Genomic DNA, 21886 nt, shown 5'->3' on the forward strand with positions numbered 1-21886 from the left:
CGACCGTGGAGAGTCCCATGTCGTCATCATTCAGTCGCCGCCGACTGTTCCAGGCCGCCGGTATCACCGTGGCGGCCTCCGTCACCGGCCAGGTGGCCGGCGCCACCCAGGCCCGCGCCGAACTGGCCCCCGTCCGGGCCGACCTCGGCGTGTCCGCGTACCCGTTCGAGTTCGGGCAGGTACGCCTGACCGCCGGCCGCTGGCTGGACAACCAGAACCGTACGCAGTCGTACCTGCAGTTCGTCGACGTCAACCGGTTGCTCTACAACTTCCGCGCCAATCACCGCCTGTCCACCAACGGCGCCGCGGCCACCGGGGGCTGGGACGCCCCGACCTTCCCCTTCCGCACCCACATGCAGGGACATTTCCTGACCGCGTGGGCCCAGGTGTGGGCGGTGACCGGCGACACCAACTGCCGGGACAAGGCCAACCTCATGGTCGCCGAGCTGGCCAAGTGCCAGGCCAACAACGCCGCGGCCGGGTTCAACGCCGGTTACCTCTCGGGTTTCCCCGAATCCGACTTCACCGCCCTGGAAGCCCGCACGCTGAGCAACGGCAACGTGCCGTACTACTGCATCCACAAGACGATGGCCGGCCTGCTCGACGTGTGGCGCATCATCGGCAGCACCCAGGCCCGTGACGTGCTCCTGGCACTGGCGGGCTGGGTCGACTGGCGGACGGCCCGGCTCACCGCCACCCAGATGCAGAACATGCTGGGCACCGAGTTCGGCGGCATGAACGCCGTACTGACCGACCTGTACCAGCAGACCGGTGACGCCCGCTGGCTGACCGCCGCCCAGCGGTTCGACCACGCCGCCGTGTTCAACCCCCTGGCGTCCAACCAGGACCAGCTCAACGGGCTGCACGCCAACACCCAGGTGCCCAAGTGGATCGGCGCCGCCCGCGAGTACAAGGCCACCGGCACCACCCGTTACCGGGACATCGCCACCAACGCCTGGAACCTCACCGTCAACGCGCACACCTACGTGATCGGCGGCAACAGCCAGGCCGAGCACTTCCGCGCGCCGAACGCCATCGCCGGGTACCTGAACACCGACGCCTGCGAGGCGTGCAACACCTACAACATGCTGAAGCTGACCCGGGAGCTGTGGCTGCTGGCCCCGACCCGGGTGGACTACGTCGACTTCTACGAGCGGGCGCTGCTCAACCACCTGATCGGCCAGCAGAACCCCGCCGACGCGCACGGGCACGTCACCTACTTCACCCCGCTCAACCCCGGCGGACGCCGTGGCGTCGGCCCGGCCTGGGGCGGCGGCACCTGGAGCACCGACTACAACTCGTTCTGGTGCTGCCAGGGCACGGGTGTCGAGACCAACACCAAGCTGATGGACTCCATCTACTTCTTCAACGGCACGACCCTGTTCGTGAACCTGTTCGCGCCGTCCACGCTGAACTGGTCCCAGCGCGGCATCACGGTCACCCAGACGACCTCCTTCCCGGTGAGCGACACCACGAGCCTGCAGGTCACCGGCAACGTGAGCGGGTCGTGGTCGATGCGTATCCGCATCCCGGCCTGGACGAGCGGCGCCACGGTCAGCGTCAACGGGGTCCAGCAGAGCATCGACACCACGCCGGGCGCGTACGCCGTGCTCACCCGCTCCTGGACCTCCGGCGACACGGTCACCGTGCGCCTGCCCATGCGCGTGGTGATGAAGAGCGCCAACGACAACCCCAACGTCCAGGCGGTCACGTACGGGCCGGTCGTGCTGTCGGGCAACTACGGCAACACCGCGCTGTCGGCGCTGCCGGCGCTGAACACCGCCTCGGTGACGCGGACCAGCAGCTCGGCGCTCACCTTCACCGCCACCGCCAACTCGGCCACCGTCAACCTGATCCCTTTCTACGACGCCCACGGCCACAACTACACCGTCTACTGGAACGCCGGCGGCGGGGGCGGCACCTCGGGAGAGGCGAGCTTCCGGCTGGTCAACGCGGCGAGCGGGCTGGCGCTCGGCATCCAGAACATGTCCACCGCGGACGGCGGCCTGGCGTTGCAGTGGACCGACAACGGCACCGCCGACCACGACTGGGTGCTGATCGTGGACGGCACCGCCCTCCGGCTCCGGAACGTCAACAGCAACAAGGTGCTGGGCGTGGAGAACATGTCCACCGCCGACAACGCCCGGGTCCTGCAGTGGGCCGACAACGGGACCGCCGACCACCGGTGGACCGTCGTCGACGTCGGGGACGGCTCGCACAAGCTCCGCAACGTCAACAGCGGCAAGCTGCTGGGCATCCTCAACGGCTCGACCGCGAACGGGGCGCAGGCCGTACAGGATCCGGACAACGGCTCGGCGGACAACCAGTGGCGGTTCGTGCCGAACGGCGCGCGGCGCATCCAGAACCTGGCCAGCGGCCAGGTGCTGGGCGTGCAGAACATGTCCACCGCGGACGGCGGCCTGGTGCTCCAGTGGGGCGACACCGGCACCGCCGACCACCTGTGGACCGCGGTCGTCGACACCGGCGGCTACCTGCGGCTGCGCAACTCCAACAGCGGCAAGGTGCTCGGCGTGGAGAACGCGAGCACGGCCGCCGGCGCCCGGGTGGTCCAGTGGGCCGACAACGGCACCAACGACCACCGGTGGCGGCTGCAGTACGGCGCCAACGGCTACTTCCGCATCCAGTGCGCCAACGGCGGCCGGGTCCTCGGCGTCAGCGGCGGCTCCACGGCGCAGGGCGCCCAGATCGTGCTGGCCGACGACAACGGAGCCGGCGACCGGCTCTGGCGGTTCATCTGACGGCCCGACGAACGTCCCGATGACCGGCCGGGCGCGTGCCCGGCCGGTTCCAACCCCCTAAGGGAGAAATGTGATGCCCATGTTCGGCAAGGTCCCCCGACGACGTGGCCTGCGTCCGCTGATCGCCGCGGCCGTGGCGGCGATCCTCACCGCCACCACGCTCACCGTCGCCACATCCGCGGCCAATGCCGCGACCGTGGACACCAACGCCTGGTACGTCCTGGTCAACCGCAACAGCGGCAAGGCCCTGGACGTCTACAACCTCTCCACCGCCGACGGCGGCCGGATCACCCAGTGGACCAGGAACAACCAGAACAACCAGCAGTGGCAGTTCGTCGACTCCGGCGGCGGCTACTACCGGATCAAGTCCCGCCACTCCGGCAAGGTCCTGGACGTCTACAACTTCTCCACCGCCGACGGCGGCACCATCGTGCAGTGGGCCGACAACAACACCAACAACCAGCAGTGGCGGCTGGCCGACTCCGCGGGCGGCTACGTCCGCTTCATCAGCCGCCACAGCGGCAAGGCGCTGGAGGTCCAGGGCGCTTCCACCGCCGACGGCGGCAACATCGTCCAGTACAGCGACTGGGGCGGCAACAACCAGCAGTGGCAGCTCGTCCAGGTCGGCGGCACCAACCCCACGCCGACCCCGACTCCGACGCCGACCGGCACGTGCAACCTTCCATCGACGTACCGCTGGACCTCGACGGGCTCGCTGGCGAACCCAAAGTCGGGGTGGGTCTCGCTGAAGGACTTCACCGTCGCCCCCTACAACGGCAGGCATCTCGTCTACGCGACGACGCACGACAACGGATCGAGCTGGGGCTCGATGAACTTCGGCCTCTTCACGAACTGGTCCGAGATGGCCTCGGCCAGCCAGAACACGATGTCTTCCTCCACCGTCGCGCCCACGCTCTTCTACTTCGCCCCGAAGAACATCTGGGTGCTCGCCTACCAGTGGGGTGGGACCGCCTTCTCCTACCGGACGTCGAGCGACCCCACCAACGCCAATGGCTGGTCATCGCAGCAGGTGCTCTTCTCCGGAAGCATCTCCGGTTCCGGGACGGGACCCATCGACCAGACGCTTATCGGTGACAGCACGAACATGTATCTGTTCTTCGCCGGGGACAACGGCAAGATCTACCGGGCCAGTATGCCCATCGGGAACTTCCCGGGCAGCTTCGGCAGCACATCGACAGTGATCATGAGCGACACGACGAACAACCTGTTCGAAGCGGTTCAGGTCTACAAGCTCCAGGGCCAGAACCTCTACCTCATGATCGTCGAGGCGATCGGCTCGCAGGGCCGCTACTTCCGCTCGTTCACGTCCACCAGCCTGAGCGGTTCGTGGACACCGCAGGCCGCGACCGAGAGCAACCCCTTCGCCGGCAAGGCCAACAGCGGCGCCACCTGGACCAACGACATCAGCCACGGCGAGCTGATCCGCACCAGCGCCGATCAGACCTTCACCGTCAATCCCTGCAATCTGCAGTTGCTCTACCAGGGACGTAGCCCCAGCTCCGGCGGTGACTACGGCCTCCTGCCCTACCGGCCAGGGCTGCTGACACTGCAGCGCTGACGACCCTCCCCGAAAGACCGACAGCCTGGCCGTGTACGCGGCCAGGCTGTCGGCTTCTCCCCGCCGCTCAGTCGTCAGCGCCGGCGGCAGGAACCGGCACGCGGCGGGAGCGTAGTCGCGGCCAGCCGGTACGACGGGTACCGATCAGGCGCTGGAGCACGATGAAGACGAACAGCAGCACGCCGATGAAGATCCTCGTCCACCAGGAGCTGAGGGTGCCCTCGAAGCTGATGATGGTCTGGATCAGGCCCAGCACCAGCACGCCCAGCACGGTGCCGAACAGGTAGCCGGTGCCGCCGGTCAGCAGGGTGCCGCCGATGACCACGGCGGCGATGGCGTCCAGTTCCATGCCGACGGCGTGCAGGCCGTACCCGGAGAGCATGTAGAAGGACAGCAGCACGCCGCCCAGGGCGGAGCAGAACCCGCTGATCGTGTACACGGCGATCTTGGTGCGGGCCACGGGCAGGCCCATGAGCAGCGCCGACTGCTCGCTGCCGCCGGTCGCGTACACGGTGCGGCCCAGGCGCGTGTAGTGCAGCACGTACGCCGCGACCAGCACCACGACGGCGCCGATCAGCACGCTGGGCGTGATCCACAGATCGGGACCCAGCGGGACGGCCGACTGCGCGAACGTGGTGAAGGTGGGGTTGGTGATCGGGATCGAGTCGGTGCCGATGGTGTAGCAGAGCCCGCGGGCCAGGAACATGCCGGCCAGTGTGACGATGAAGGGCTGGATCTCGAAGTAGTGGATGATCGCCCCCATCCCCAGCCCGAGCACACCGCCGATGACGAGCACCAGCAGGATCACCGCGTACGCGTTCCAGCCGTCGTTCAGCAGGCTGGCGGTGATCATCGTGGACAGCGCGACCACCGAGCCCACCGACAGGTCGATGCCGCCAGCCAGGATGACGAAGGTCATGCCGACCGCGACCACCAGCAGGAAGGCGTTGTCGATGAAGACGTTGAGGACGATCTGGCCGGTGGCGAAGCCCTGGTAGCGGATCCCGCCCGCCACGAACATGGCCACGAACAGGCCGGCGGTCACCAGGACGGGCACATACTTGCGCGGGATCCCTGGCCACCCGGTCGGCACGGTACGGCTGGTCACAGCGAGACCTTCACCTTCTTCTCGGCCACCGGGGGCGCCGTGACCGGACGTCGTCGCCGGTGGAACACCTTCTCGCGGAAGGCCGGGGACTGGAGCAGGCAGACGATGGTCACCACCAGCGCCTTGAACAGCAGCGTCGTCTCCGGCGGCACGCCGATGGAGTAGATGGTGGTGGTCAGCGTCTGGATGATGAGCGCGCCGAGCACGGTGCCGCCCAGCGAGAAGCGCCCGCCGGACAGCGAGGTGCCGCCGATGACGACGGCGAGGATGGCGTCCAGCTCGATCCACAGGCCGGCGTTGTTGCCGTCCGCGCTGGACACGTTGGAGCTGATCATCAGGCCCGCGATGCCGGCGCAGAGGCCGCAGAAGGCGTAGACCATGATGAGCACGCCCTTGGCCCCGATCCCGGCCAGGCGGCTGGCCTCGGCGTTGCCGCCGACCGACTCGATGAGCAGGCCGAGGGCCAGGCGCCGGGTGAGGAACGCGGAGATCGCCAGCACCAGGGCCACCACGATGATGCCGAAGGGCAGCGTCAGCCAGTACCCGCCGCCGACCACCTTGTACGGCGCGCTGTTGATCGTGATGATCTGGCCGTCGGTGATCAGCTGGGCCAGGCCCCGCCCGGCCACCATGAGGATCAGGGTGGCGATGATCGGCTGGATGCCCGCCCCGGCCACCAGCAGGCCGTTCCAGGCACCGAGCACCAGCGACAGGCCCAGCGCCAGGGCCATCGCGGCGAGCACGCCGCCGGTGGAGCTCTGGTCGTCCAGGAGGCTGATCCGCAGGCAGGCCAGCGCGCCCGCGATGGCCACCACCGAGCCCACCGACAGGTCGATGCCGCCGGTGGCGATGACCAGGGTCATGCCAATCGAGACCAGGATGAGCGGCGCCCCGAACCGCGCGATGTCGATGAGGCTGCCGTAGAGGTGGCCCTCCTTGATCTCGATGGTGAAGAAGTGGTCGGTGAAGACCAGGTTGAGCAGCAGCAGTCCGGCCAGGATGACGAAGGGCCAGAACAGGCGGTGTCTCAGGAGTCGGCTCATGACCGGGCTCCGCTCGCGATCGTCTCGGTCAGGGTGTCGGTGGTGAGTTCCTCGTCGTTGTCCAGCTGGGAGACCACCCGGCGGTCGCGTAACACGGCGACCTTGTGGCTCAGCCGCAGCACCTCGTCCAGCTCGGCGGAGATGAACAGCACGGCCGTCCCGCCGTCGGACAGCTCGACGACCAGGCGCTGGATCTCCGCCTTGGCGCCCACGTCGATGCCCCGGGTCGGCTCGTCCAGGATGAGCAGCCGGGGCTCCAGGATCAGCCACCGGGCCAGCAGCACCTTCTGCTGGTTGCCGCCGCTGAGATTCCTGACCAGCTGGTCCGGGTCGCCCGGGCGGATGTTGAGCGCGGCCACGTACCGCTGGACCAGCTCGTCCTGGCGGCGCCGGGGGATCGGCCTGGTCCAGCCGCGGGCGGCCTGCAACGCCAGGATGATGTTGTCCCGGACGGTGAGGTCGGGGATGAGGCCCTCGGCGCGCCGGTTCTCCGAGCAGAAGGCCAGCTTCTGCCGTATCGCGGCCCGGGGGGTGCGGAGGGAGGCCTGGGCCCCGTCCACCTTCAGTGAACCGGTGCTCGCGTGGTCGGCGCCGAACAGCAGCCGGGCGATCTCGGTACGGCCCGAGCCAAGCAACCCGGCCAGGCCGACCACCTCGCCCTGGTGGATGGTGAGCTGGAAGGGCTCGATCGCCCCGGCGCGGCCCAGATTCTCCGCCTCGATCAGGGGGGTGGTGTGCCGGACGGTGGGACGGCTCTCCAGGCGCTCCAGGTCGGCCAGTTCCCGGCCGATCATCTTGCCGACCAGCTCGACCTGAGGCAGCTCGGCGGTCCGGTACTCCCCCACCAGCCCGCCGTTGCGCAGCACGGTCACCCGGTCGGAGATCTCGTAGATCTGGTCGAGGAAGTGCGAGACGAACAGGATGGCGATGCCCTGTTCCTTCAGGCGGCGCATCACGGCGAACAGCCGCCCGACCTCGCCGGCGTCGAGGCTGGAGGTCGGCTCGTCCAGGATCAGCACCTTGGCGTCGATGTCGACGGCCCGGGCGATCGCCACCATCTGCTGGACGGCCAGCGAGTACGTGGCCAGCTGCGCCGTCACGTCGATGTGGATGTCGAGTTGCGACAGCATCTCGACGGCGCGGTCGCGCATCACGCGCCACTGGAGCCGGCCGAACCTGCGCGGCTCCCGGCCGATGAAGATGTTCTCCGCCACCGAGAGGTTGGGGCAGAGGTTGACCTCCTGGTAGACGGTGCTGATGCCGGCGTGCTGGGCGGCCAGGGGGCTGGCGAAGTCGACCCGGCGGCCGTCGAGTTCGATGGTGCCGCCGTCGATGTCGTAGACCCCGGTCAGCACCTTGATCAGCGTGGACTTCCCGGCGCCGTTCTCGCCCATCAGCGCGTGCACCTCGCCCGGCATCAGCCGGAAGTCCACGCCGTCCAGCGCTTTGACGCCGGGAAACTGCTTCTCGATCCCGCTCATGCGCAGGATCGGCGTGGGTGTTTCCATACGGGCCCGTTCTCCTCCTGCTGGTATGTCGCGCTCGTCCTACCCGGAGAGCGCGGCTGCCGGGCCGCCTCGGGTCGGGGGGCAGGCGGCCCGGCATCTGCGCTGCTCAGGATCAGTACTTGCGCTCGGCGAGGACCGCCTTGGCCTGCTCCTGGGTGAAGGTGGTCTCCTCGGTCACCACCCGGGCGGGCACCTGCTCACCCTTCACGACCTTCTGGGCCAGGTCCATGAGTTGGGGGCCAAGCAGCGGGCTGCACTCCACGATGTAGTTGATCTTGCCGTCGGCCAGCGCCTGCATGCCGTCCTTGACCGCGTCGATCGTGATGATCACGATGTCCTTGCCCGGCACCTTGCCCGCGCCCTCGATGGCCTCGATGGCGCCCAGGCCCATGTCGTCGTTGTGCGCGAACAGCACGTCGATGTTCGGCGTGGACTTCAGGAACGCCTCCATGACCTCCTTGCCCTTGGCCCGGGTGAAGTCACCGGTCTGCGAGGCGGCGATCTTGAACTTGGGGTCGGACCCGATGACCTCCTGGAAGCCGGCCTTGCGGTCGTTGGCGGGCGCCGAGCCGGTGGTGCCCTGCAGTTCGACGATGGTGACCGGGTCGGTCTTGTCCTTGTACTGCTCGACCAGCCACTGACCCGCCTTGCGGCCCTCCTCCACGAAGTCCGAGCCGAGGAAGGTCTTGTAGAGGCTGGTGTCCGCGGAGTCCACCGCCCGGTCGGTCAGAATGACCGGGATGTTGGCCCGCTTCGCCTCGTTGAGCACCGGGTCCCAGCCGGACTCCACGACCGGCGAGAACGCGATGACGTCGACCTTCTGCTGGATGTAGGAGCGGATGGCCTTGATCTGGTTTTCCTGCTTCTGCTGGGCGTCGGAGAACTTCAGCTCGATGCCGGCCGCCGCCGCCGACTCCTGGACCGACTTGGTGTTGGCGGTGCGCCAGCCGCTCTCCGCCCCCACCTGGGAGAAGCCCATGACGAGCTTGTCGCCCCCGCCGGGGGCCGACGAGGCGCCGGTGTCGCCGTCGCTGCCGCATCCAGTCATGGCCATCCCGATCGCGCCGATCGCGATCAGGGCCGAGATCCTTCGGAACACGTGGTATTCCCTTCTAATTGTTAACGCTAACGCGATACGACTTGGGCTCCCCCGATGTCTCCTCATTTATCGACTCGGGATGACTGTGAGCGTTAACACCACCTACCGTCAAGCCGCCGAGGGGTTACGGTCCGATCACATCGAAACCTGCTGTTAACGCGCACATGGGCATGCCGAAGCCACGCCGCGGCGGCGCGCTCGCATGCTGGGCGAACGCGCCGCATCGCGGCGGGACGGCGGGATGGCGAGGTGGCGGGGCGGCCCGCGCAGCGGCCGCCCCGCGATGATCGGTTCAGGCTGGCGGGTGATCCCCGGTTACAGCCCTCCGGCCAGGCGGTGGTAGGCCTGGTTCCAGCGCAGCTCCCTGGCGAACTGCCGCGAGGTGGTGGCGGCGTCGATGACCACGAGCTCCACGCCGAGCATCTCGGCCAGGTCGGTGAGCTCCTCGGTCCCCACGGCGGAGGTCAGCACCGTGTGGTGCGAGCCGCCCGCCATCAGCCAGGACTCCGTGGAGGTGCGCAGGTCGGGGCGGGGCCGCCAGACGGCCCTGGCCACGGGCAGGTTGGGCAGCGGCTCGGGCGGCGGCACCACGTCGATCTCGTTGGCCACCAGCCGGAGCCGGTCACCGAGATCCATCAGGCCCACCACCACGGCGGGGCCGGGCGCGGCGTCGAAGACCAGGCGCACCGGGTCCTCCTTGCCGCCGATGCTCAGCGGGTGGATCTCGCAGGACGGGGTGCCGGCCGCGATGGACGGGCAGACCTCCAGCATGTGCGCGCCGAGGATCACCTCGTTGCCCGGGGTCAGGTCGTAGGTGTAGTCCTCCATGAACGAGGAGCCGCCTGGCCGCCCCCTGCCCATCACCTTCATCGCGCGCAGCAGCACCGAGGTCTTCCAGTCGCCCTCGCCGCCGAAGCCGTACCCGTCGCCCATCAGGCGCTGGACGGCCAGGCCTGGCAGCTGCCGCAGGGCGCCGAGGTCCTCGAAGTTGGAGGTGAACGCCTGGAAGCCGCCCGCCGTCAGGAAGGTGCGCAGGCCCAGCTCGATGCGGGCCGCGTAGGTGAGCGACTCGCGGCGCTCCCCGCCGGCCACCAGCTCGGGCGCCACCCGGTAGGCGTTCTCGTACTCCTTGACCAGCTCGGCGATCTTGGTGTCCGGGACCTCGCCCATCACCTCGACCAGCTCGTTGACGCTGTAGGTGTTCACCGAGACGCCCAGGCGCAGCTGGGCCTCGACCTTGTCGCCCTCGGTCACCGCGACGTCGCGCATGTTGTCGCCGAACCGGGCCACCTTCAGCGTGGCCAGTTCCGCCCGCCCGGCCGCGGCCCGCGCCCAGGCGCCCACCCGCTCGACGACCGAGGGGTCGCTGACGTGCCCCGCCACGGTCTTGCGGGGCACGCCCAGCCGGGACTGGACGTAACCGAACTCCCGGTCGCCGTGCGCGGCCTGGTTGAGGTTCATGAAGTCCATGTCGATGGTGGACCACGGCAGCGCCTGGTTGGCCTGGGTGTGCAGGTGCAGCAAGGGCTTGCGCAGCGCGTCCAGGCCGGCGATCCACATCTTCGCCGGGGAGAAGGTGTGCATCCAGGCGATCAGGCCGAGGCACTCGTCGTCGGCGTTGGCCGCCAGGCAGACCCGGCGGATGGACGCCGCGTCGGTGAGCACCGGCTGCCACTCCACCTCGATCGGCAGCGCGTGGTCCAGCGCCGCCGCGATCGACTGTGACTGCTCGGCGACCTGGTTCAGGGTCTCGTCGCCGTACAGGCCCTGACTTCCGGTCAAAAACCAGATCTTCACCGTTCAGCCCTTCTGCCCGTAAACGTTCTGATAGCGGTGGTACAGGTGATCGATGTCATCGCTCTCGATCGGGAGCGGCTCGCCCAGCTGCCGGGCCAGATGCACGGTACGGGCGACGTCCTCGCACATCACCGCGGCCTTCACCGCGGCGGTGGGGGTGGCGCCGATGGTGAAGACGCCGTGGTTGCGCATCAGCACGGCGGGCGAGCGGTGGCCGGTCAGCACGTCCACCACGCCCCGGCCGATGTCGTCCCCGCCGATCAGCGCGAAGGGGCCGATCGGGATCTCCCCGCCGAACTCGTCGGCCATCGCGGTCAGCACGCACGGGATCGACTCGCCCCTGGCCGCCCAGGCCGAGGCGTACGCCGAGTGGGTGTGCACGACCCCGTGCACCTCCGGCATGTGGCGGTAGACGTAGGCGTGCGCCGCGGTGTCGCTGGACGGGGAGTAGTCGCCCTCCACCACCTTGCCGTCGAGATCGCAGACCACCATGGACTCGGGCGTCAACCGGTCGTAGGACACCCCGCTCGGCTTGATGACGAACAGGTCCGCGCCAGGAACCCGGCCGGAGACGTTCCCGGCCGTCCAGGCGACCAGGCCGTAGCGCACCAGCTCGGCGTGCAGGTCGCAGACGGCCTCTCGTAACTCCTTGATCGTTTTCTCCCCGATCATTCGCTCGCCTCGTTTCTGATCGCGCGCAGCCGGTGCATCAGGCCGGACTCCGCGAAGTGGTCGTGCAGCAGCCGGTACTCGGCGTACAGGCGGTCGTAGGCGGCGGCCCGCTCCGGGTCGGGGACGTAGGCGCGCTGCATGCGGCCGCCCATGGCGGCCGCGGCGGCGGTGAGGTCCGGGTAGGCGCCGGCGGCCACGGCGGCGTGGATGGCCGATCCGAGCGCGGGGCCCTGGTCGGAGCCGATGACCGACAGCGGCCGGTTCAGCACGTCGCTGTAGACCTGCATGAGGAACCGGTTCTTCAGCAGCCCGCCCGCCGCGACGAACTCCGTCACCGGCACGCCGGACTGCTCGAACGTCTCGACGATCACCCGGGTGCCGAAGGCGGTGGCCTCGATCAGCGCGCGATAGACGTCCTCGGGGCGAGTGGCGAGCGTCTGCCCCACGATCAGGCCCGACAGGTCGTGGTCGACCAGGACGGAGCGGTTCCCGCTGTGCCAGTCGAGCGCGACGAGCCCGTGCGCGCCGACCCGCTGCCGCTCGGCCAGCATGCTGAGGTACTCGTGGATGTCCATGCCCCGGTCGGCGGCCTGCTGGGTGTAGGAGGCGGGCACGCCGTTGCGGACGAACCAGCCGAAGATGTCCCCCACCCCGGACTGCCCCGCCTCGTACCCCCACAGCCCGGGCACGATGCCGTCGCGGACCACGCCGCACATGCCCGGCACCTCGGCGAGCTGGTCGGAGACCATGACATGGCACGTCGAGGTGCCCATGATGGCCACCAGCTGCCCGGGGCGCACGGCGTCGGCCGCGGCGGCGGTCACGTGCGCGTCCACGTTGCCGACGGCCACCGCGATGCCCTCGGGCAGGCGGGTCCACTCGGCGGCGCGGGCGGTCAGCCGCCCGGCGAGAGCCCCGAGCTCGGCGGTCTCCCTGGCCAGCTTGCCGGCGAACCCGGCGAAGGCGGGGTTCAGCTCCGCCAGGTAGTCGGCGGAAGGATACCGGCCGTCCTGGTAGATCCCCTTGTAGCCGGCCACGCCGACGCCGCGGGACTCGACGCCGGTGAGTTCCCAGACGATCCAGTCGGCCGCCTCGATCCACCGGTCCGCCAGGCCGTAGATCTCCGGATCCTCTTCCAGGAGTTGCAGGCCCTTGGCGAACTCCCACTCCGAGGAGATCTTGCCGCCGTACCTGGCCAGCCAGGGCTCGCCACGCTCGGCGGCCAGGGCGTTGATGCGGTCGGCGTGCGGCTGGGCGGCGTGGTGCTTCCAGAGTTTGGGCCAGGCGTGCGGCCGGTCGGGATACGCCTCGCACAGCGGCACGCCGTCGGCCGTGGTGGGCAGGATGGTGCACGCGGTGAAGTCGGTCGAGACGCCGATCACCGACGAGGCGGGCACGCCCGCGGCGACCAGCGCCTTGGGCACCGCGACCCGCAACACGTCCCGCCAGTCCTCGGGAGACTGCAACGCCCAGTCCGGCCCGAGCCGTACGCCACCGGGTAACGCCTCCTCGAGCACGCCATGGGCGTACTCATGCACCGCGCTGCCGACTTCGGCGCCATCCGCCACCCGTACCACGACGGCCCGGCCGGAGAGCGTGCCGAAATCGACGCCGACCACATAGCGGTCCAGTCCCGCCTGCACGACGACCGCCTCCCTTCGGTTGGTTTGCTGTTAGCGCTAACACTTCTGCACACAACTCTGCCGGCGCGCGACCCGCCGGATTTCTTACCCAGGTGGAGCGCTGCTGCTGGCCCGCAGGACGAGCGTCGGGAGGATCACCATGCGCTCCGGACCCGCCGCCGACGGCGACTCGATCCGTCGCAACAGCACCTCGATGCTGTGCCGCCCCACCGCGCCGAAGTCCTGCCGGACCGTGGTGAGCGGGGGCGTGAAGTACTCCGACTCGGGGATGTCGTCGAAGCCGACGATGCTGACCTGCTCGGGCACCCGCACCCCCGCCTCGGCGAAGGCCCGCAGCACGCCCAGGGCCATCTGGTCGTTGGCCACGAACACCGCGGTCACCCGGCCGGGCCGCTCGGCGAGGGTGGCCAGCCGCCGCCCCGCGGCGTGCCCGGAGCGCGGGCTCCAGTCACCGCCGAGCAGTTCGGGAACCTCCCGGCCAGCGGCGGTGAGCGTACGGCGCCAGCCTTCGACGCGGCCCTCCGCCTCCAGCCAGTCCGAGGGGCCGCTGATGTGCCAGACCGTCTCGTGGCCCAGGTCCAGCAGGTGGCTGGTGGCCAGCCGGGCGCCCTCCATCTGGTCCACGCAGATCACGGGCGTCTCGCCCTCCTGCTCCCCCTCCACGGCCACGATGGGGATGTTCGTCGGCAGGTCGGCCAGCGCGTCGGCGGCGGACCGCTGCGGCGCCACCACCACGATGCCGTCCACGCCCTGGTCGCCCAGGTAGTCCACGGCGTCGCAGACACCGGCCCGGTCGATGGTGCGCAGGCTCACGATGCTCACGAAGTAGCCCGCCGCCCGCGCCGCCCGCTCGATGCCGTACACGGTGCTGGCCGGGCCGTACAGCGTGGTGTCGAAGCTGACCACGCCCAGCGTGCGCGAGTGCCGGGTGACCAGGGCGCGCGCCACCATGTTCCGCCGGTAGCCCAGCCGGTCGATGGCCGCGAGCACGCGGATGCGCGTCTCCTCGCGCACGTTCGGATGCTCGTTGAGCACACGGGAGACCGTCTGATGGGACACACCCGCCGCTCTGGCCACATCCGCCATCACAGGTGCCCGCCGCTCAGACCTGGTACCCACCCAAGCGCTCCTCTCGCTGCCTACTCGACAGAACTGTGAACGTTAACAACAGTCGTCGTCAAGCCGTACCTCTATTACAGTCCCGTTACCAAGAGAACCGAACAACCAGGCACGCGACTTATCTTAACCACCATCCGCAAGCACCGAGTGTTACCGATAACAGCAAATCGGCCGCTTTGTTCACCCGCCGGGGGCATCAGCCGCCGCCCGCAGTGCCCGTGCGCTCATGGCGACGAGAGTGATCCCGCTTACCACCAGCACAGCGAGTTGCAGACCACCGACGAGGTTGGCCGCCCGGGTGATGGAGTCGGTCCCCGCGTCCGGCAGCACGGCCACGCGGGCGAACACGGCGGGCACGGTCAGGATCGCCGCCCCCAGCGCCACCGGCGCCGACGCCCGGCGCCGGGCCGCGCACCACACCGTCACGGTCGCCAACGACAGGCAGGCGAGGCCGAGCGTGTCGAGCCATGTGAACGCCTGCACCAGGAACCCGACCGGGACTGCCCCGCCTCTCGCCAGCGAGCCGAGCGCACCGACGACCAGCGAGATCAGGACACCCGCGGCGGCCGGAAGCGCGACCATACGCAGGGCCCGCCCCCTGCGCAGGCGCGGCGGCGGCGCGTCGCGGTGGAATCCGATCAGCAGGGCCAGCACGGTCACCGCGGCCGGGAGCACGGTGCAGGCCCAACGCGCCCATACGAAGACATCCCACAGCCCGGGGGGGGACCAGCACGTACGGCAGGACCAGGGCGCCGACAGCCGCCGCCTTCGCCGACCGGCGGTGACCGAGGACGAGCGCCCCCAGGCTCACCGCCCACAGCAGAGGTGCCAGATCCGCCAGCACGTGCCGCAGGCGCTCGGGCGAGCCGGGATCGCCGGGTGCCGAGATCACCCCGTCGGGAAGCGACTCGGCGGGCATGCCGTACATCAGCACCGCCGTGACGGACAGGATGCCGGCCATCGTCCAGAAGACCAGGCCGAGCACGGCGGCGCGGCGGACCGCCTCTCCCCACAGGAACGACCTCGGCGGCGCGCCCGGGCCGCCGAGCCGCAGCCGCAGCGCGAGCGCCGCCACGCTGGCGATCTCCATCCAGCGCGGTCGCTGGTCGTCGAGGCCGACCTTCCCGCGCCGGGCACCCTCGAGAAAGGCCGAGACCATCTCCTCCTCGCGCACGGCTCGGTAAGCGGCGGGCAGCAGGCGCAGCACCCGCCGATAGCGCTCCTCAAGCCCGCTCACGCCAGACCTCCCGCCTGCCGGAGCCGGAGCAGTTCGACCGCGCGGCGCGCGTTGTCGGCCAGCCGTACGGCCTCCTCCTCCAGGGCCCGCGCTCCCTCATCGGTGAGCCGGTAGTAGCGGCGCAGCCGCCCCTGCCACACCTCCTCCCGGTCGCGCTCCACCAGCGCATCGGCCGCGAGCCGGTCGAGCACGCCGTACAAGGTGCCAATCCTGAGCCGGACCCGGCCCTCGGACAGCCGTTCGACCTCCTGCACGATGCCGTAACCGTGGCGCGGCTCATCGACCAGCGCAGTGAGAACGAGAAAGGCGGGTTCCGTCATAGCACGTGCCGTCATGCCTCCAGGATATATCGGAAGGCATGATATTCAGATCGGATGAACGCAACCGTTTGAACTCATGGCGACGAGCGTGCCCCTCCAGGGCGAGCATCTGCGTCCGCGCCAAGAGCTCGCAGGCCAGCGCAACGATCTCGCACCAGATCTGCTACCCCACCTAAGCCATAGGTTCCGCCAACTCCGTTTCCCCTCCTCGAACGGGGGATCGGGTTCGTAGGTCGGATCGCACTGTTGACGGATCAGTTGAGCGGCTCGCCGTTGCGCGTGCGCGTGACTGGTCACTTTGCCGTCGAACTGCTTGTACCTGCGCGGGAACGCCCGCACATCGCCCGAGCGCTGTTCGCTGCGGCTGAGCGGCTCGGCCTGCACGCCGAGGTTGTGCGATCGACATCGAACGGCTACCTCGTGCCGTAGCCGATGCGGCTGACGAACAGCTCGCCGAGGACCCGCCTGGCGGGTTCCGCATCTCCGCCGCAGCGTCACCCGGTGGCGGCGAGGCCGACAGCCCCGAGTCGGGCTCCGACGAGACCGGCCAGGCCTAGGGGGAAGAACCGGAGGTTGCTAGCGAGCCGCCCATGCCCGCGCGCAGCCGCAAGCGCGCGCGTTGATGAGCAGGCCGTTCCAGCCGCGCGATTACGCTCGCCATCGAGGTCGGCGCCGGGTTCGGGTGCGCGCCGATCGCCCCTACAGCCCCGACGACGATCGACGTGCTCGCCTCGGCCGGTACCCCTGCGTCCGGCGTGACCGTACACGCGATCCGGATCAGGCCTGACCGTCTCCCTGAGGCCACAGCGCCGTCAGCGAGGCCCGTCAGCGGTCGGCCGCTTCGGCGCGCACGACCCCGCTTGCCGTGTAGTGCGTGCACAGCCATCCCAGGATCTCGTCGAGCCCGCTCTCGCCGGCGACGAATGGAATCGGGCCGCCGACCATCACCAGCACGCACCCCTCCGCTAACGCCGCGCTGAACCACTGGTCGGGCGTGCCGCTCATGCGCCCGACCACGGTGACTAAGTCGCCGACGCGGGCCCAGACCTCGACCCGCCGCTCGGGGGAGACACGCACTCGCCAACGGGGGCCTGCTGACAACACGTCATAGCCGACATCGGCGCCGTGGCCGTAGGCGCTGGTCATGCGCAGGCCACGGACCGCGCACCAGTCGACGAATTCCTCGGTCCTCGGGTCGCCGATTGGGGTTGAGATGCCGCAGTCGGGAAGTGCGGTTCACCGGGGGTGTAGAAGGCGCGCACATCGACGTCCCCGAGCATGTGCGCAAGCGTCAGTTCCACTCGTTGAGGTTCCACTCGCCGATGATGCCCCGGCGGCGAGTCAAGCCGTCATCTCCAAGCCGGATTCAAGTTGGAGTCAGCAGCGGCCCTCTTGCGGGGCTGCCTGGATTGCGGTTGACCAACGCTGTGTCTTATCCCGCCAGAACAGCCGGAACGGCCGGGGCGCCATCGACCAGATAGCCCTTGATCACCCCGGTCAGGCCTAGGGGATACACGGTCTGGCGGGTGCTTTCGAGGTCGGCCAGATCCCACCACTGCCAGGCGAGAATGTCGTCGGTCTGGGTGGCCTTGGCCACATCGACGAGGCTGGCCGGGACACGGGCGGTGAAATACTGCTCGACCTGTTCGACCGGCTCGTCGCCGATCATGTGGGTCTTGGCGCGTGAGGCGAGCGAAGGCCCGAGTTCGACCTCGTCGACGCCGAGTTCTTCCCGCAGCTCGCGCAGTGCGGCCTCGGCGTGGGTCTCGCCGATCTCCAGGGCGCCGCCCGGGGTAGCCCAGAACACCCCTGCCCCTTCGTCGTAGCGAAGGAGCAGGACGCGGTCGTCTTGATCCAGGACGATGACGCGGGCGGCGTGGCGGCGGCGAACGGCGGTCATGCCTCCATTGTCGCAGTCTCGTCGTCAGGGTTGTTTCTGGACGAGGTAGTCGCCCAGGCACAAAGCGTCCAGGTCGGTGGCCTGGAAGGTGGCCAGGGCGTCGGCAGGGGTCTCGACGATGGGTTCTTGATCGTTGAAGCTCGTGTTGAGCACGACCGGCACGCCGGTGATCTTCCCGAAGTGGCCGATGAGGGCGGCGAACCGGGGATTGACGGCCGGATCGACAGTCTGGGCGCGGGCGGTTCCGTCGACGTGGACGACTCCGGGGATCTGTGCGACACGTTCGGGGCGTACGGCTGGCGCCAGCAGCATGAACGGTGATCCATCGGCGTCGAGGTCGAACCAGCGCGAGCCGTCGGCGGCGGCCACGGCGGGAGCGAAGGGCCGGAAGGGCTCGCGGTGCTTGATGCGATGGTTGAGGGCCTCACGGCTGGCGATCGTGCGCGGGTCGGCCAGGATGGAGCGGTGGCCGAGCGCGCGCGGCCCGAGCTCGCTGCCGCCTTGGAACCAGCCGATCAGTTTGCCGTCGGCAAGAAGTTGGGCCGCGGTGGCGGCGATGTCGGACTCACAGCTCCAGGTGAACGGAACGAACGCGCGTTCGACCAGGCCAGAGCGGGGGTCACGGGTCAGGGCAAGTTCGATCTCGTCGTCGGTGTAGGGGCGGCCGAAACAGTCGTCGGCCAGGGGGCGGCGCGGTAGTTCGCCGGTGAGCCGGTGCAGGCCGTACAGGGCGCAGCCGAGCGCCTGTCCGCGGTCGGATGCGGGCGGTGGGACGAACAGGCCGCCGACGGACGGCAGGCGCCGCAGGGCGTCGTTGGCAACGCAGTTGAGCGCGACCCCGCCAGCCAGGCACAGCCGAGGGGTACCGGTTTCGGCGATGACGTTCTCGACGAGCCCGGTCAGGACCTGCTGGACCTGAGTCTGCAGGTAGGCGGCCGCGTCGATGCCGCGCTGGTCGCCGCCTTTGCTGCCGGGCGGCCCGAAGTCCCAGCCGGTACGGGCGGCCAGCTCGGCCACGCCGGCGGCGTGGGTCGCGGTGAGCCGGCCGTACACGCGGGTGTCGCACAGGTCGAACAGCGGGGCGGCGAACACGCCCGAGTCGCCGTAGGAGGCCAGCGCCATGGTCTTGCCGGCCTCTTGGGCCGACCAGCCGAGGTATTCGGTGAACGCCTCATAGGTGGCGCCGATCCCGCCGGCGCGCGGGCGGGCAGGGTCGTTGCCGCCCAGGCGGGTGATGCCGTCACGGGTGGCGGCGTAGAAGGTCTCGGTGTCGGTGTTGTTGCCGGCGCCGTCGGCGACCACGATGGTGGCCTCTTCGTACGGGCCCAGGCAGTAGGCGGTGTAGGCGTGGGCAAGGTGGTGGTCGGCGATGATGATTCGCGCCGGGTCCAGGCCCAGGTGCTGCAGGCCGGTGTCGGCGGGTTGGGCAGGGGTGCGGCCGTAGGAGCTGGCGACCACCAGGTCGACGTCATCGAGCGTCAGCTCGGCGGCGCGTAGGCAGTACAGCAGGGCGTTGAGCCAGCCGGGGCTGTAGCGGCGGCGATTGAGCCGTTCCTCGCCGATCGCGATCATCCGGTCGGGGGTCACGAGGGCGGCGCCGCCGTCGTGGCCGAAGTTGATGCCGATCACGCATGGGGCGGTACGGGACATGGGATGGCTCCGCAGGGGTCGTGGGTGGGCAGCAGGTCGAAGGGATTCCACAGGCGGGTGATGCCGTCTCGGGTGTGGATGAGGCTGGCGAGCTGGAACATCTGCATCACGCCGCCGCCGCGGTGGGGGAAGGCGTCGGTGACGGTGCCGCCCAGTACGGCCGCCCCGCCGAACTGCCGGTAGAAGTCGGCGAAGCGGGCATCCACGGTGGGTGCGTGTGGGGCGGCGGGCAGGGAGGCCGGGAGGCTGGCGCCGGCCGCGCGCAGCTCGTCGGCGACGGCGGACAGCACCGCGGCCGGGGTGAGCGGGTCGGTGTCGATGATCAGCGGCGGGTTGGGGCAGAGATCGGGTGCGTGCTCGGTGTAGAACTGGCGCATCCGCTCAAGCAGCCGCGGGTCGTACCACTGCCGCCAGCGTGGATGGGCGGGTTTGCCGCCGCGGCGGGTGAGGCTGGCCGCCACGCTCACCAGCAGGATCACCGTGCGCAGCCGCGTGTCGTACAGCGGGGCGATATTCCGCCGGTAGTAGGCCACGGCTTTGCCGTAGGGGAAAGCCGCCTGGCGGCGGGCGGCGAAGGTGTAGGCCAGCACGCCCAGGTGATTGCGGTCACACACCACCACGTCGGCGGGAACGGCGCGCAGGGCTGCCGCGCGGGCCTGTTCCTGGCGCAGGTACCACAGGGTGTGCGCGGCCGGGGACGAATGGACCGGGGCCCCGGTGCCGCGGCTGAGTTTGATGTTCGGTTCGCTGAAGAACAGGGCGGTGTCGCCGAGGCCGGGGACCAGGGCGCCGAGCAGGGTGGTTTTGCCCGCCCCGGGCGGGCCTTCGAGGGCGAGCGTGACGGGGCCGGTCATCGGCTACTACCGTGAGCGGCTGCTTGGGCTCGGGGGCCGGTTTCCGGGACGGTGATCCATTCCCCGTCGCGGGCCGCCGAGGCCGCGGCGGCTGATGCGACGGCGAGGCTGCGCAGGTGGTCGGTGATGTCGTGCTCGGGCACGGTGCCGGCCGCCAGAGCCTGGGTGAAGGCGGTGTAGGCGCCGAGGATGCCGTCGGGCACCCACTCTCCGGGCGGGGTGTGGGTCTGCGGCCCGGCGGCGGTGTGGAGTGTCGCGGTGCTGTAGGTGGCCTGGGCGTCGGCCTGGTCGCCGTTGACGTACCAGGCCGACGCCCAGGCGTGCGGGGTTCGGGTGCGGTCGTACATGCTCAGGGTCGCCACCAGGGGGCTGTCAAACGCGAGCATGATCGTGTACGTGAGGGGGCAGCGGGCCGCCTGGCCGGGCAGAACACCGGCGCGGGCGGTCACGGCGACCGGGTCGGCCCCGGCCAGACGGCGAGCCAAGTCCAGGTAATGCAGGCCGTGGTCGAGGAACAGATAGCCGGGATGGTCGGTGTACCAGGTGACTTCGTCCTCGTTGAAGTGGTGCACGTGCGCCAGGTGGGCCAGCCGCCCCAGGCCGCCGCCGCGCGCCCAGTCCAGCAGGAGCCGCTGCGCGGGCGCCCAACGCAGATTGTGGTTGACCGCGACCGGCACGCCCGCCCGGGCCGCCTCATCGGCGATGGCGCGCGCCTCGTCCAAGGAGTAGGCGACGGGCTTTTGCAACAGCAGCGGCTTGCCGTACGGCAGCAACGCGCGGACCAGGTCCAGGCGGCCGTGCGGCCGGGTCGCGACGTCGATGATCTCGACGTCCGGGTCGGCGGCGAGCTCGACGGCGCTGTCGTGGATGCGCACCCCGGGCAGGGCGCGGGCCGCCTGCTCGGCGCTGGCACGGGTGCGCGCGCAGATCGCGGCGACGGGCACGCCGCCGCTGATGTAGGCGGGCAGGTGCCCGGTGCGGACGATCCGGCCCGCACCGATGACGCCGATCCGGGCGGGGATGGGAGTCATGCAACCTCCGAGGTGCTGATCGTGGTGGGCGAGGGCGGCGCCGCGGTGACGGTGAGGTAGGCCAGCCCGTGTGCCAGCCGTTCGACGGTCTCGGCGAGACGGCCCGTTGCGCCCTCGGCCTGGCGGCCGCGCGTGTGAGCGGCCAGGCGGCCGGCGATGGCCGACCACATCCGCACTGCGGCGCCGTCGGCGCGGCCGGGAACGAGGTTGTCGTGCGTGCCGCAGGCGGTGACAGAGCCGGGGCCGGCGGGACCGTACGGGGGCGGGAAGTCCGCGGTGAGCGTCACCTGCGGGCCGGTCAGGCTCGCTTGATCGAGCCACACGCCGGCGGGCGCGGAACCGACCGTGCATGCGATCACCGCGCCGCCCGGGGTGCGGACGCTGGCGAAAACCGTTTCCCCGTCGGCCGTGAGGGTGCAGGCCGTCGGCTGGGCGCCCGGCGCGGCCAGGGCCAGGACGGTCAGCAGGTGGTAGCCCTGCCACAGCCAGATTTCCAGAGCTCGCCGCCCGGCCGGGTTGAGCCCGGCCGGGGCCTGTTGAGGCGGGTCGTCGGCGAAGGTGTAAGGC

General features: G+C 70.0%; 21 protein-coding genes. 4 read left to right on the top strand and 17 right to left on the bottom strand.

Translation table 11 applies throughout. From position 1 onward, the window contains the following. The first annotated feature begins 17 nt into the window (after positions 1-17). Positions 18-2759, top strand: a complete 2742-nt coding sequence (locus KIP79_RS36450; RefSeq protein WP_214109549.1) for a beta-L-arabinofuranosidase domain-containing protein — start codon at positions 18-20, stop codon at positions 2757-2759. A gap of 73 nt (positions 2760-2832) precedes the next feature. Beyond that, positions 2833-4338, top strand: coding sequence for a non-reducing end alpha-L-arabinofuranosidase family hydrolase (locus tag KIP79_RS36455; RefSeq protein ID WP_250214419.1), 1506 nt, complete (start codon positions 2833-2835; stop codon positions 4336-4338). 67 nt (positions 4339-4405) lie between these two features. Here KIP79_RS36455 and yjfF read toward each other — a convergent pair whose 3' ends face one another. The 9 genes from yjfF to KIP79_RS36500 all read right to left on the bottom strand — a co-directional run bounded on the left by yjfF (position 4406) and on the right by KIP79_RS36500 (position 15002). Next, positions 4406-5446: a galactofuranose ABC transporter, permease protein YjfF gene (gene yjfF / locus KIP79_RS36460; protein ID WP_308170070.1), complete on the bottom strand. Its 1041-nt coding sequence runs from the start codon at positions 5444-5446 to the stop codon at positions 4406-4408. Then, positions 5443-6489 carry an ABC transporter permease gene (locus tag KIP79_RS36465; protein WP_214109550.1) on the bottom strand — a complete coding sequence of 349 codons (1047 nt, stop codon included), beginning with the start codon at positions 6487-6489 and terminating at the stop codon, positions 5443-5445. The genes yjfF and KIP79_RS36465 overlap by 4 nt, the downstream gene beginning before the upstream one ends. Further along, on the bottom strand, positions 6486-7997 hold the full coding sequence (locus KIP79_RS36470) for a sugar ABC transporter ATP-binding protein (RefSeq protein WP_214109551.1): 1512 nt from the start codon (positions 7995-7997) through the stop codon (positions 6486-6488). Before KIP79_RS36470 ends, KIP79_RS36465 begins: the two co-directional genes overlap by 4 nt. A 112-nt stretch (positions 7998-8109) precedes the next feature. Beyond that, positions 8110-9096, bottom strand: coding sequence for an ABC transporter substrate-binding protein (locus KIP79_RS36475; RefSeq protein ID WP_214109552.1), 987 nt, complete (start codon positions 9094-9096; stop codon positions 8110-8112). Positions 9097-9411: 315 nt separating this feature from the next. Then, complete coding sequence (gene araA, locus KIP79_RS36480; protein WP_214109553.1) at positions 9412-10893, bottom strand: L-arabinose isomerase; 1482 nt, start codon at positions 10891-10893, stop codon at positions 9412-9414. A gap of 3 nt (positions 10894-10896) precedes the next feature. Beyond that, positions 10897-11565 (bottom strand): L-ribulose-5-phosphate 4-epimerase, encoded by a 669-nt coding sequence (locus tag KIP79_RS36485; protein WP_214109554.1) that lies wholly within the window; start codon positions 11563-11565, stop codon positions 10897-10899. Next, positions 11562-13184 (bottom strand): ribulokinase, encoded by a 1623-nt coding sequence (gene araB / locus KIP79_RS36490; protein ID WP_214109567.1) that lies wholly within the window; start codon positions 13182-13184, stop codon positions 11562-11564. Before araB ends, KIP79_RS36485 begins: the two co-directional genes overlap by 4 nt. 108 nt (positions 13185-13292) lie before the next feature. After that, a complete protein-coding gene (locus KIP79_RS36495; RefSeq protein WP_214109568.1) occupies positions 13293-14294 on the bottom strand; it encodes a LacI family DNA-binding transcriptional regulator in 1002 nt (333 codons plus the stop codon). Between the two features lie 213 nt (positions 14295-14507). Then, a complete protein-coding gene (locus tag KIP79_RS36500; protein ID WP_214109555.1) occupies positions 14508-15002 on the bottom strand; it encodes a hypothetical protein in 495 nt (164 codons plus the stop codon). A gap of 263 nt (positions 15003-15265) precedes the next feature. Between KIP79_RS36500 and KIP79_RS36505 the strand changes: the two genes are divergently transcribed. Further along, complete coding sequence (locus KIP79_RS36505) at positions 15266-15511, top strand: hypothetical protein (RefSeq protein WP_214109556.1); 246 nt, start codon at positions 15266-15268, stop codon at positions 15509-15511. A 49-nt stretch (positions 15512-15560) separates the two neighbouring features. Here KIP79_RS36505 and KIP79_RS36510 read toward each other — a convergent pair whose 3' ends face one another. Then, positions 15561-15899, bottom strand: a complete 339-nt coding sequence (locus KIP79_RS36510; RefSeq protein WP_250214421.1) for a PadR family transcriptional regulator — start codon at positions 15897-15899, stop codon at positions 15561-15563. A gap of 30 nt (positions 15900-15929) precedes the next feature. Then, positions 15930-16181 carry a hypothetical protein gene (locus KIP79_RS50400; RefSeq protein ID WP_443611870.1) on the bottom strand — a complete coding sequence of 84 codons (252 nt, stop codon included), beginning with the start codon at positions 16179-16181 and terminating at the stop codon, positions 15930-15932. Between KIP79_RS50400 and KIP79_RS36515 the strand changes: the two genes are divergently transcribed. Continuing rightward, positions 16131-16313, top strand: coding sequence for a hypothetical protein (locus KIP79_RS36515; RefSeq protein ID WP_214109557.1), 183 nt, complete (start codon positions 16131-16133; stop codon positions 16311-16313). The two genes, KIP79_RS50400 and KIP79_RS36515, sit on opposite strands and share 51 nt — an antisense overlap. A 396-nt stretch (positions 16314-16709) precedes the next feature. On the opposite strand, the gene KIP79_RS36520 is transcribed toward KIP79_RS36515, so the two are convergent. The 6 genes from KIP79_RS36520 to KIP79_RS36545 all read right to left on the bottom strand — a co-directional run. Continuing rightward, positions 16710-17030, bottom strand: a complete 321-nt coding sequence (locus KIP79_RS36520) for a hypothetical protein (RefSeq protein WP_214109558.1) — start codon at positions 17028-17030, stop codon at positions 16710-16712. A 286-nt stretch (positions 17031-17316) separates the two neighbouring features. Then, a complete protein-coding gene (locus tag KIP79_RS36525; protein WP_214109559.1) occupies positions 17317-17784 on the bottom strand; it encodes an NUDIX hydrolase in 468 nt (155 codons plus the stop codon). A gap of 24 nt (positions 17785-17808) precedes the next feature. Beyond that, entirely contained in the window at positions 17809-19434 is a 1626-nt protein-coding gene (locus KIP79_RS36530; protein ID WP_214109560.1) for a carbamoyltransferase family protein, read from the bottom strand. Continuing rightward, positions 19410-20288, bottom strand: a complete 879-nt coding sequence (locus tag KIP79_RS36535) for an AAA family ATPase (protein WP_214109561.1) — start codon at positions 20286-20288, stop codon at positions 19410-19412. The genes KIP79_RS36530 and KIP79_RS36535 overlap by 25 nt, the downstream gene beginning before the upstream one ends. Further along, positions 20285-21319 (bottom strand): Gfo/Idh/MocA family protein, encoded by a 1035-nt coding sequence (locus KIP79_RS36540; protein WP_214109562.1) that lies wholly within the window; start codon positions 21317-21319, stop codon positions 20285-20287. The genes KIP79_RS36535 and KIP79_RS36540 overlap by 4 nt, the downstream gene beginning before the upstream one ends. Next, positions 21316-21886, bottom strand: a 571-nt coding sequence (locus tag KIP79_RS36545) for a hypothetical protein (protein WP_214109563.1), incomplete at its 5' end; no start/stop codon positions are given. The genes KIP79_RS36540 and KIP79_RS36545, both read right to left, overlap by 4 nt.

It is taken from the genome of Acrocarpospora catenulata (genome assembly GCF_018476525.1).
In the GTDB taxonomy this organism is placed as follows: Bacteria; Actinomycetota; Actinomycetes; order Streptosporangiales; family Streptosporangiaceae; genus Acrocarpospora; species Acrocarpospora catenulata.

What these genes read in the sequence shown, in the direction of transcription:
- KIP79_RS36450 (WP_214109549.1), top strand. Translation starts at nt 18, where the DNA reads ATGTCGTCATCATTCAGTCGCCGCCGACTGTTCCAGGCCGCCGGTATC.
- KIP79_RS36455 (WP_250214419.1), top strand. Translation starts at nt 2,833, where the DNA reads ATGCCCATGTTCGGCAAGGTCCCCCGACGACGTGGCCTGCGTCCGCTG.
- KIP79_RS36465 (WP_214109550.1), bottom strand. Translation starts at nt 6,489, where the DNA reads ATGAGCCGACTCCTGAGACACCGCCTGTTCTGGCCCTTCGTCATCCTG.
- KIP79_RS36470 (WP_214109551.1), bottom strand. Translation starts at nt 7,997, where the DNA reads ATGGAAACACCCACGCCGATCCTGCGCATGAGCGGGATCGAGAAGCAG.
- KIP79_RS36485 (WP_214109554.1), bottom strand. Translation starts at nt 11,565, where the DNA reads ATGATCGGGGAGAAAACGATCAAGGAGTTACGAGAGGCCGTCTGCGAC.
- KIP79_RS36495 (WP_214109568.1), bottom strand. Translation starts at nt 14,294, where the DNA reads ATGGCGGATGTGGCCAGAGCGGCGGGTGTGTCCCATCAGACGGTCTCC.
- KIP79_RS36510 (WP_250214421.1), bottom strand. Translation starts at nt 15,899, where the DNA reads ATGACGGCACGTGCTATGACGGAACCCGCCTTTCTCGTTCTCACTGCG.
- KIP79_RS36520 (WP_214109558.1), bottom strand. Translation starts at nt 17,030, where the DNA reads ATGACCAGCGCCTACGGCCACGGCGCCGATGTCGGCTATGACGTGTTG.
- KIP79_RS36525 (WP_214109559.1), bottom strand. Translation starts at nt 17,784, where the DNA reads ATGACCGCCGTTCGCCGCCGCCACGCCGCCCGCGTCATCGTCCTGGAT.
- KIP79_RS36530 (WP_214109560.1), bottom strand. Translation starts at nt 19,434, where the DNA reads ATGTCCCGTACCGCCCCATGCGTGATCGGCATCAACTTCGGCCACGAC.
- KIP79_RS36535 (WP_214109561.1), bottom strand. Translation starts at nt 20,288, where the DNA reads ATGACCGGCCCCGTCACGCTCGCCCTCGAAGGCCCGCCCGGGGCGGGC.
- KIP79_RS36540 (WP_214109562.1), bottom strand. Translation starts at nt 21,319, where the DNA reads ATGACTCCCATCCCCGCCCGGATCGGCGTCATCGGTGCGGGCCGGATC.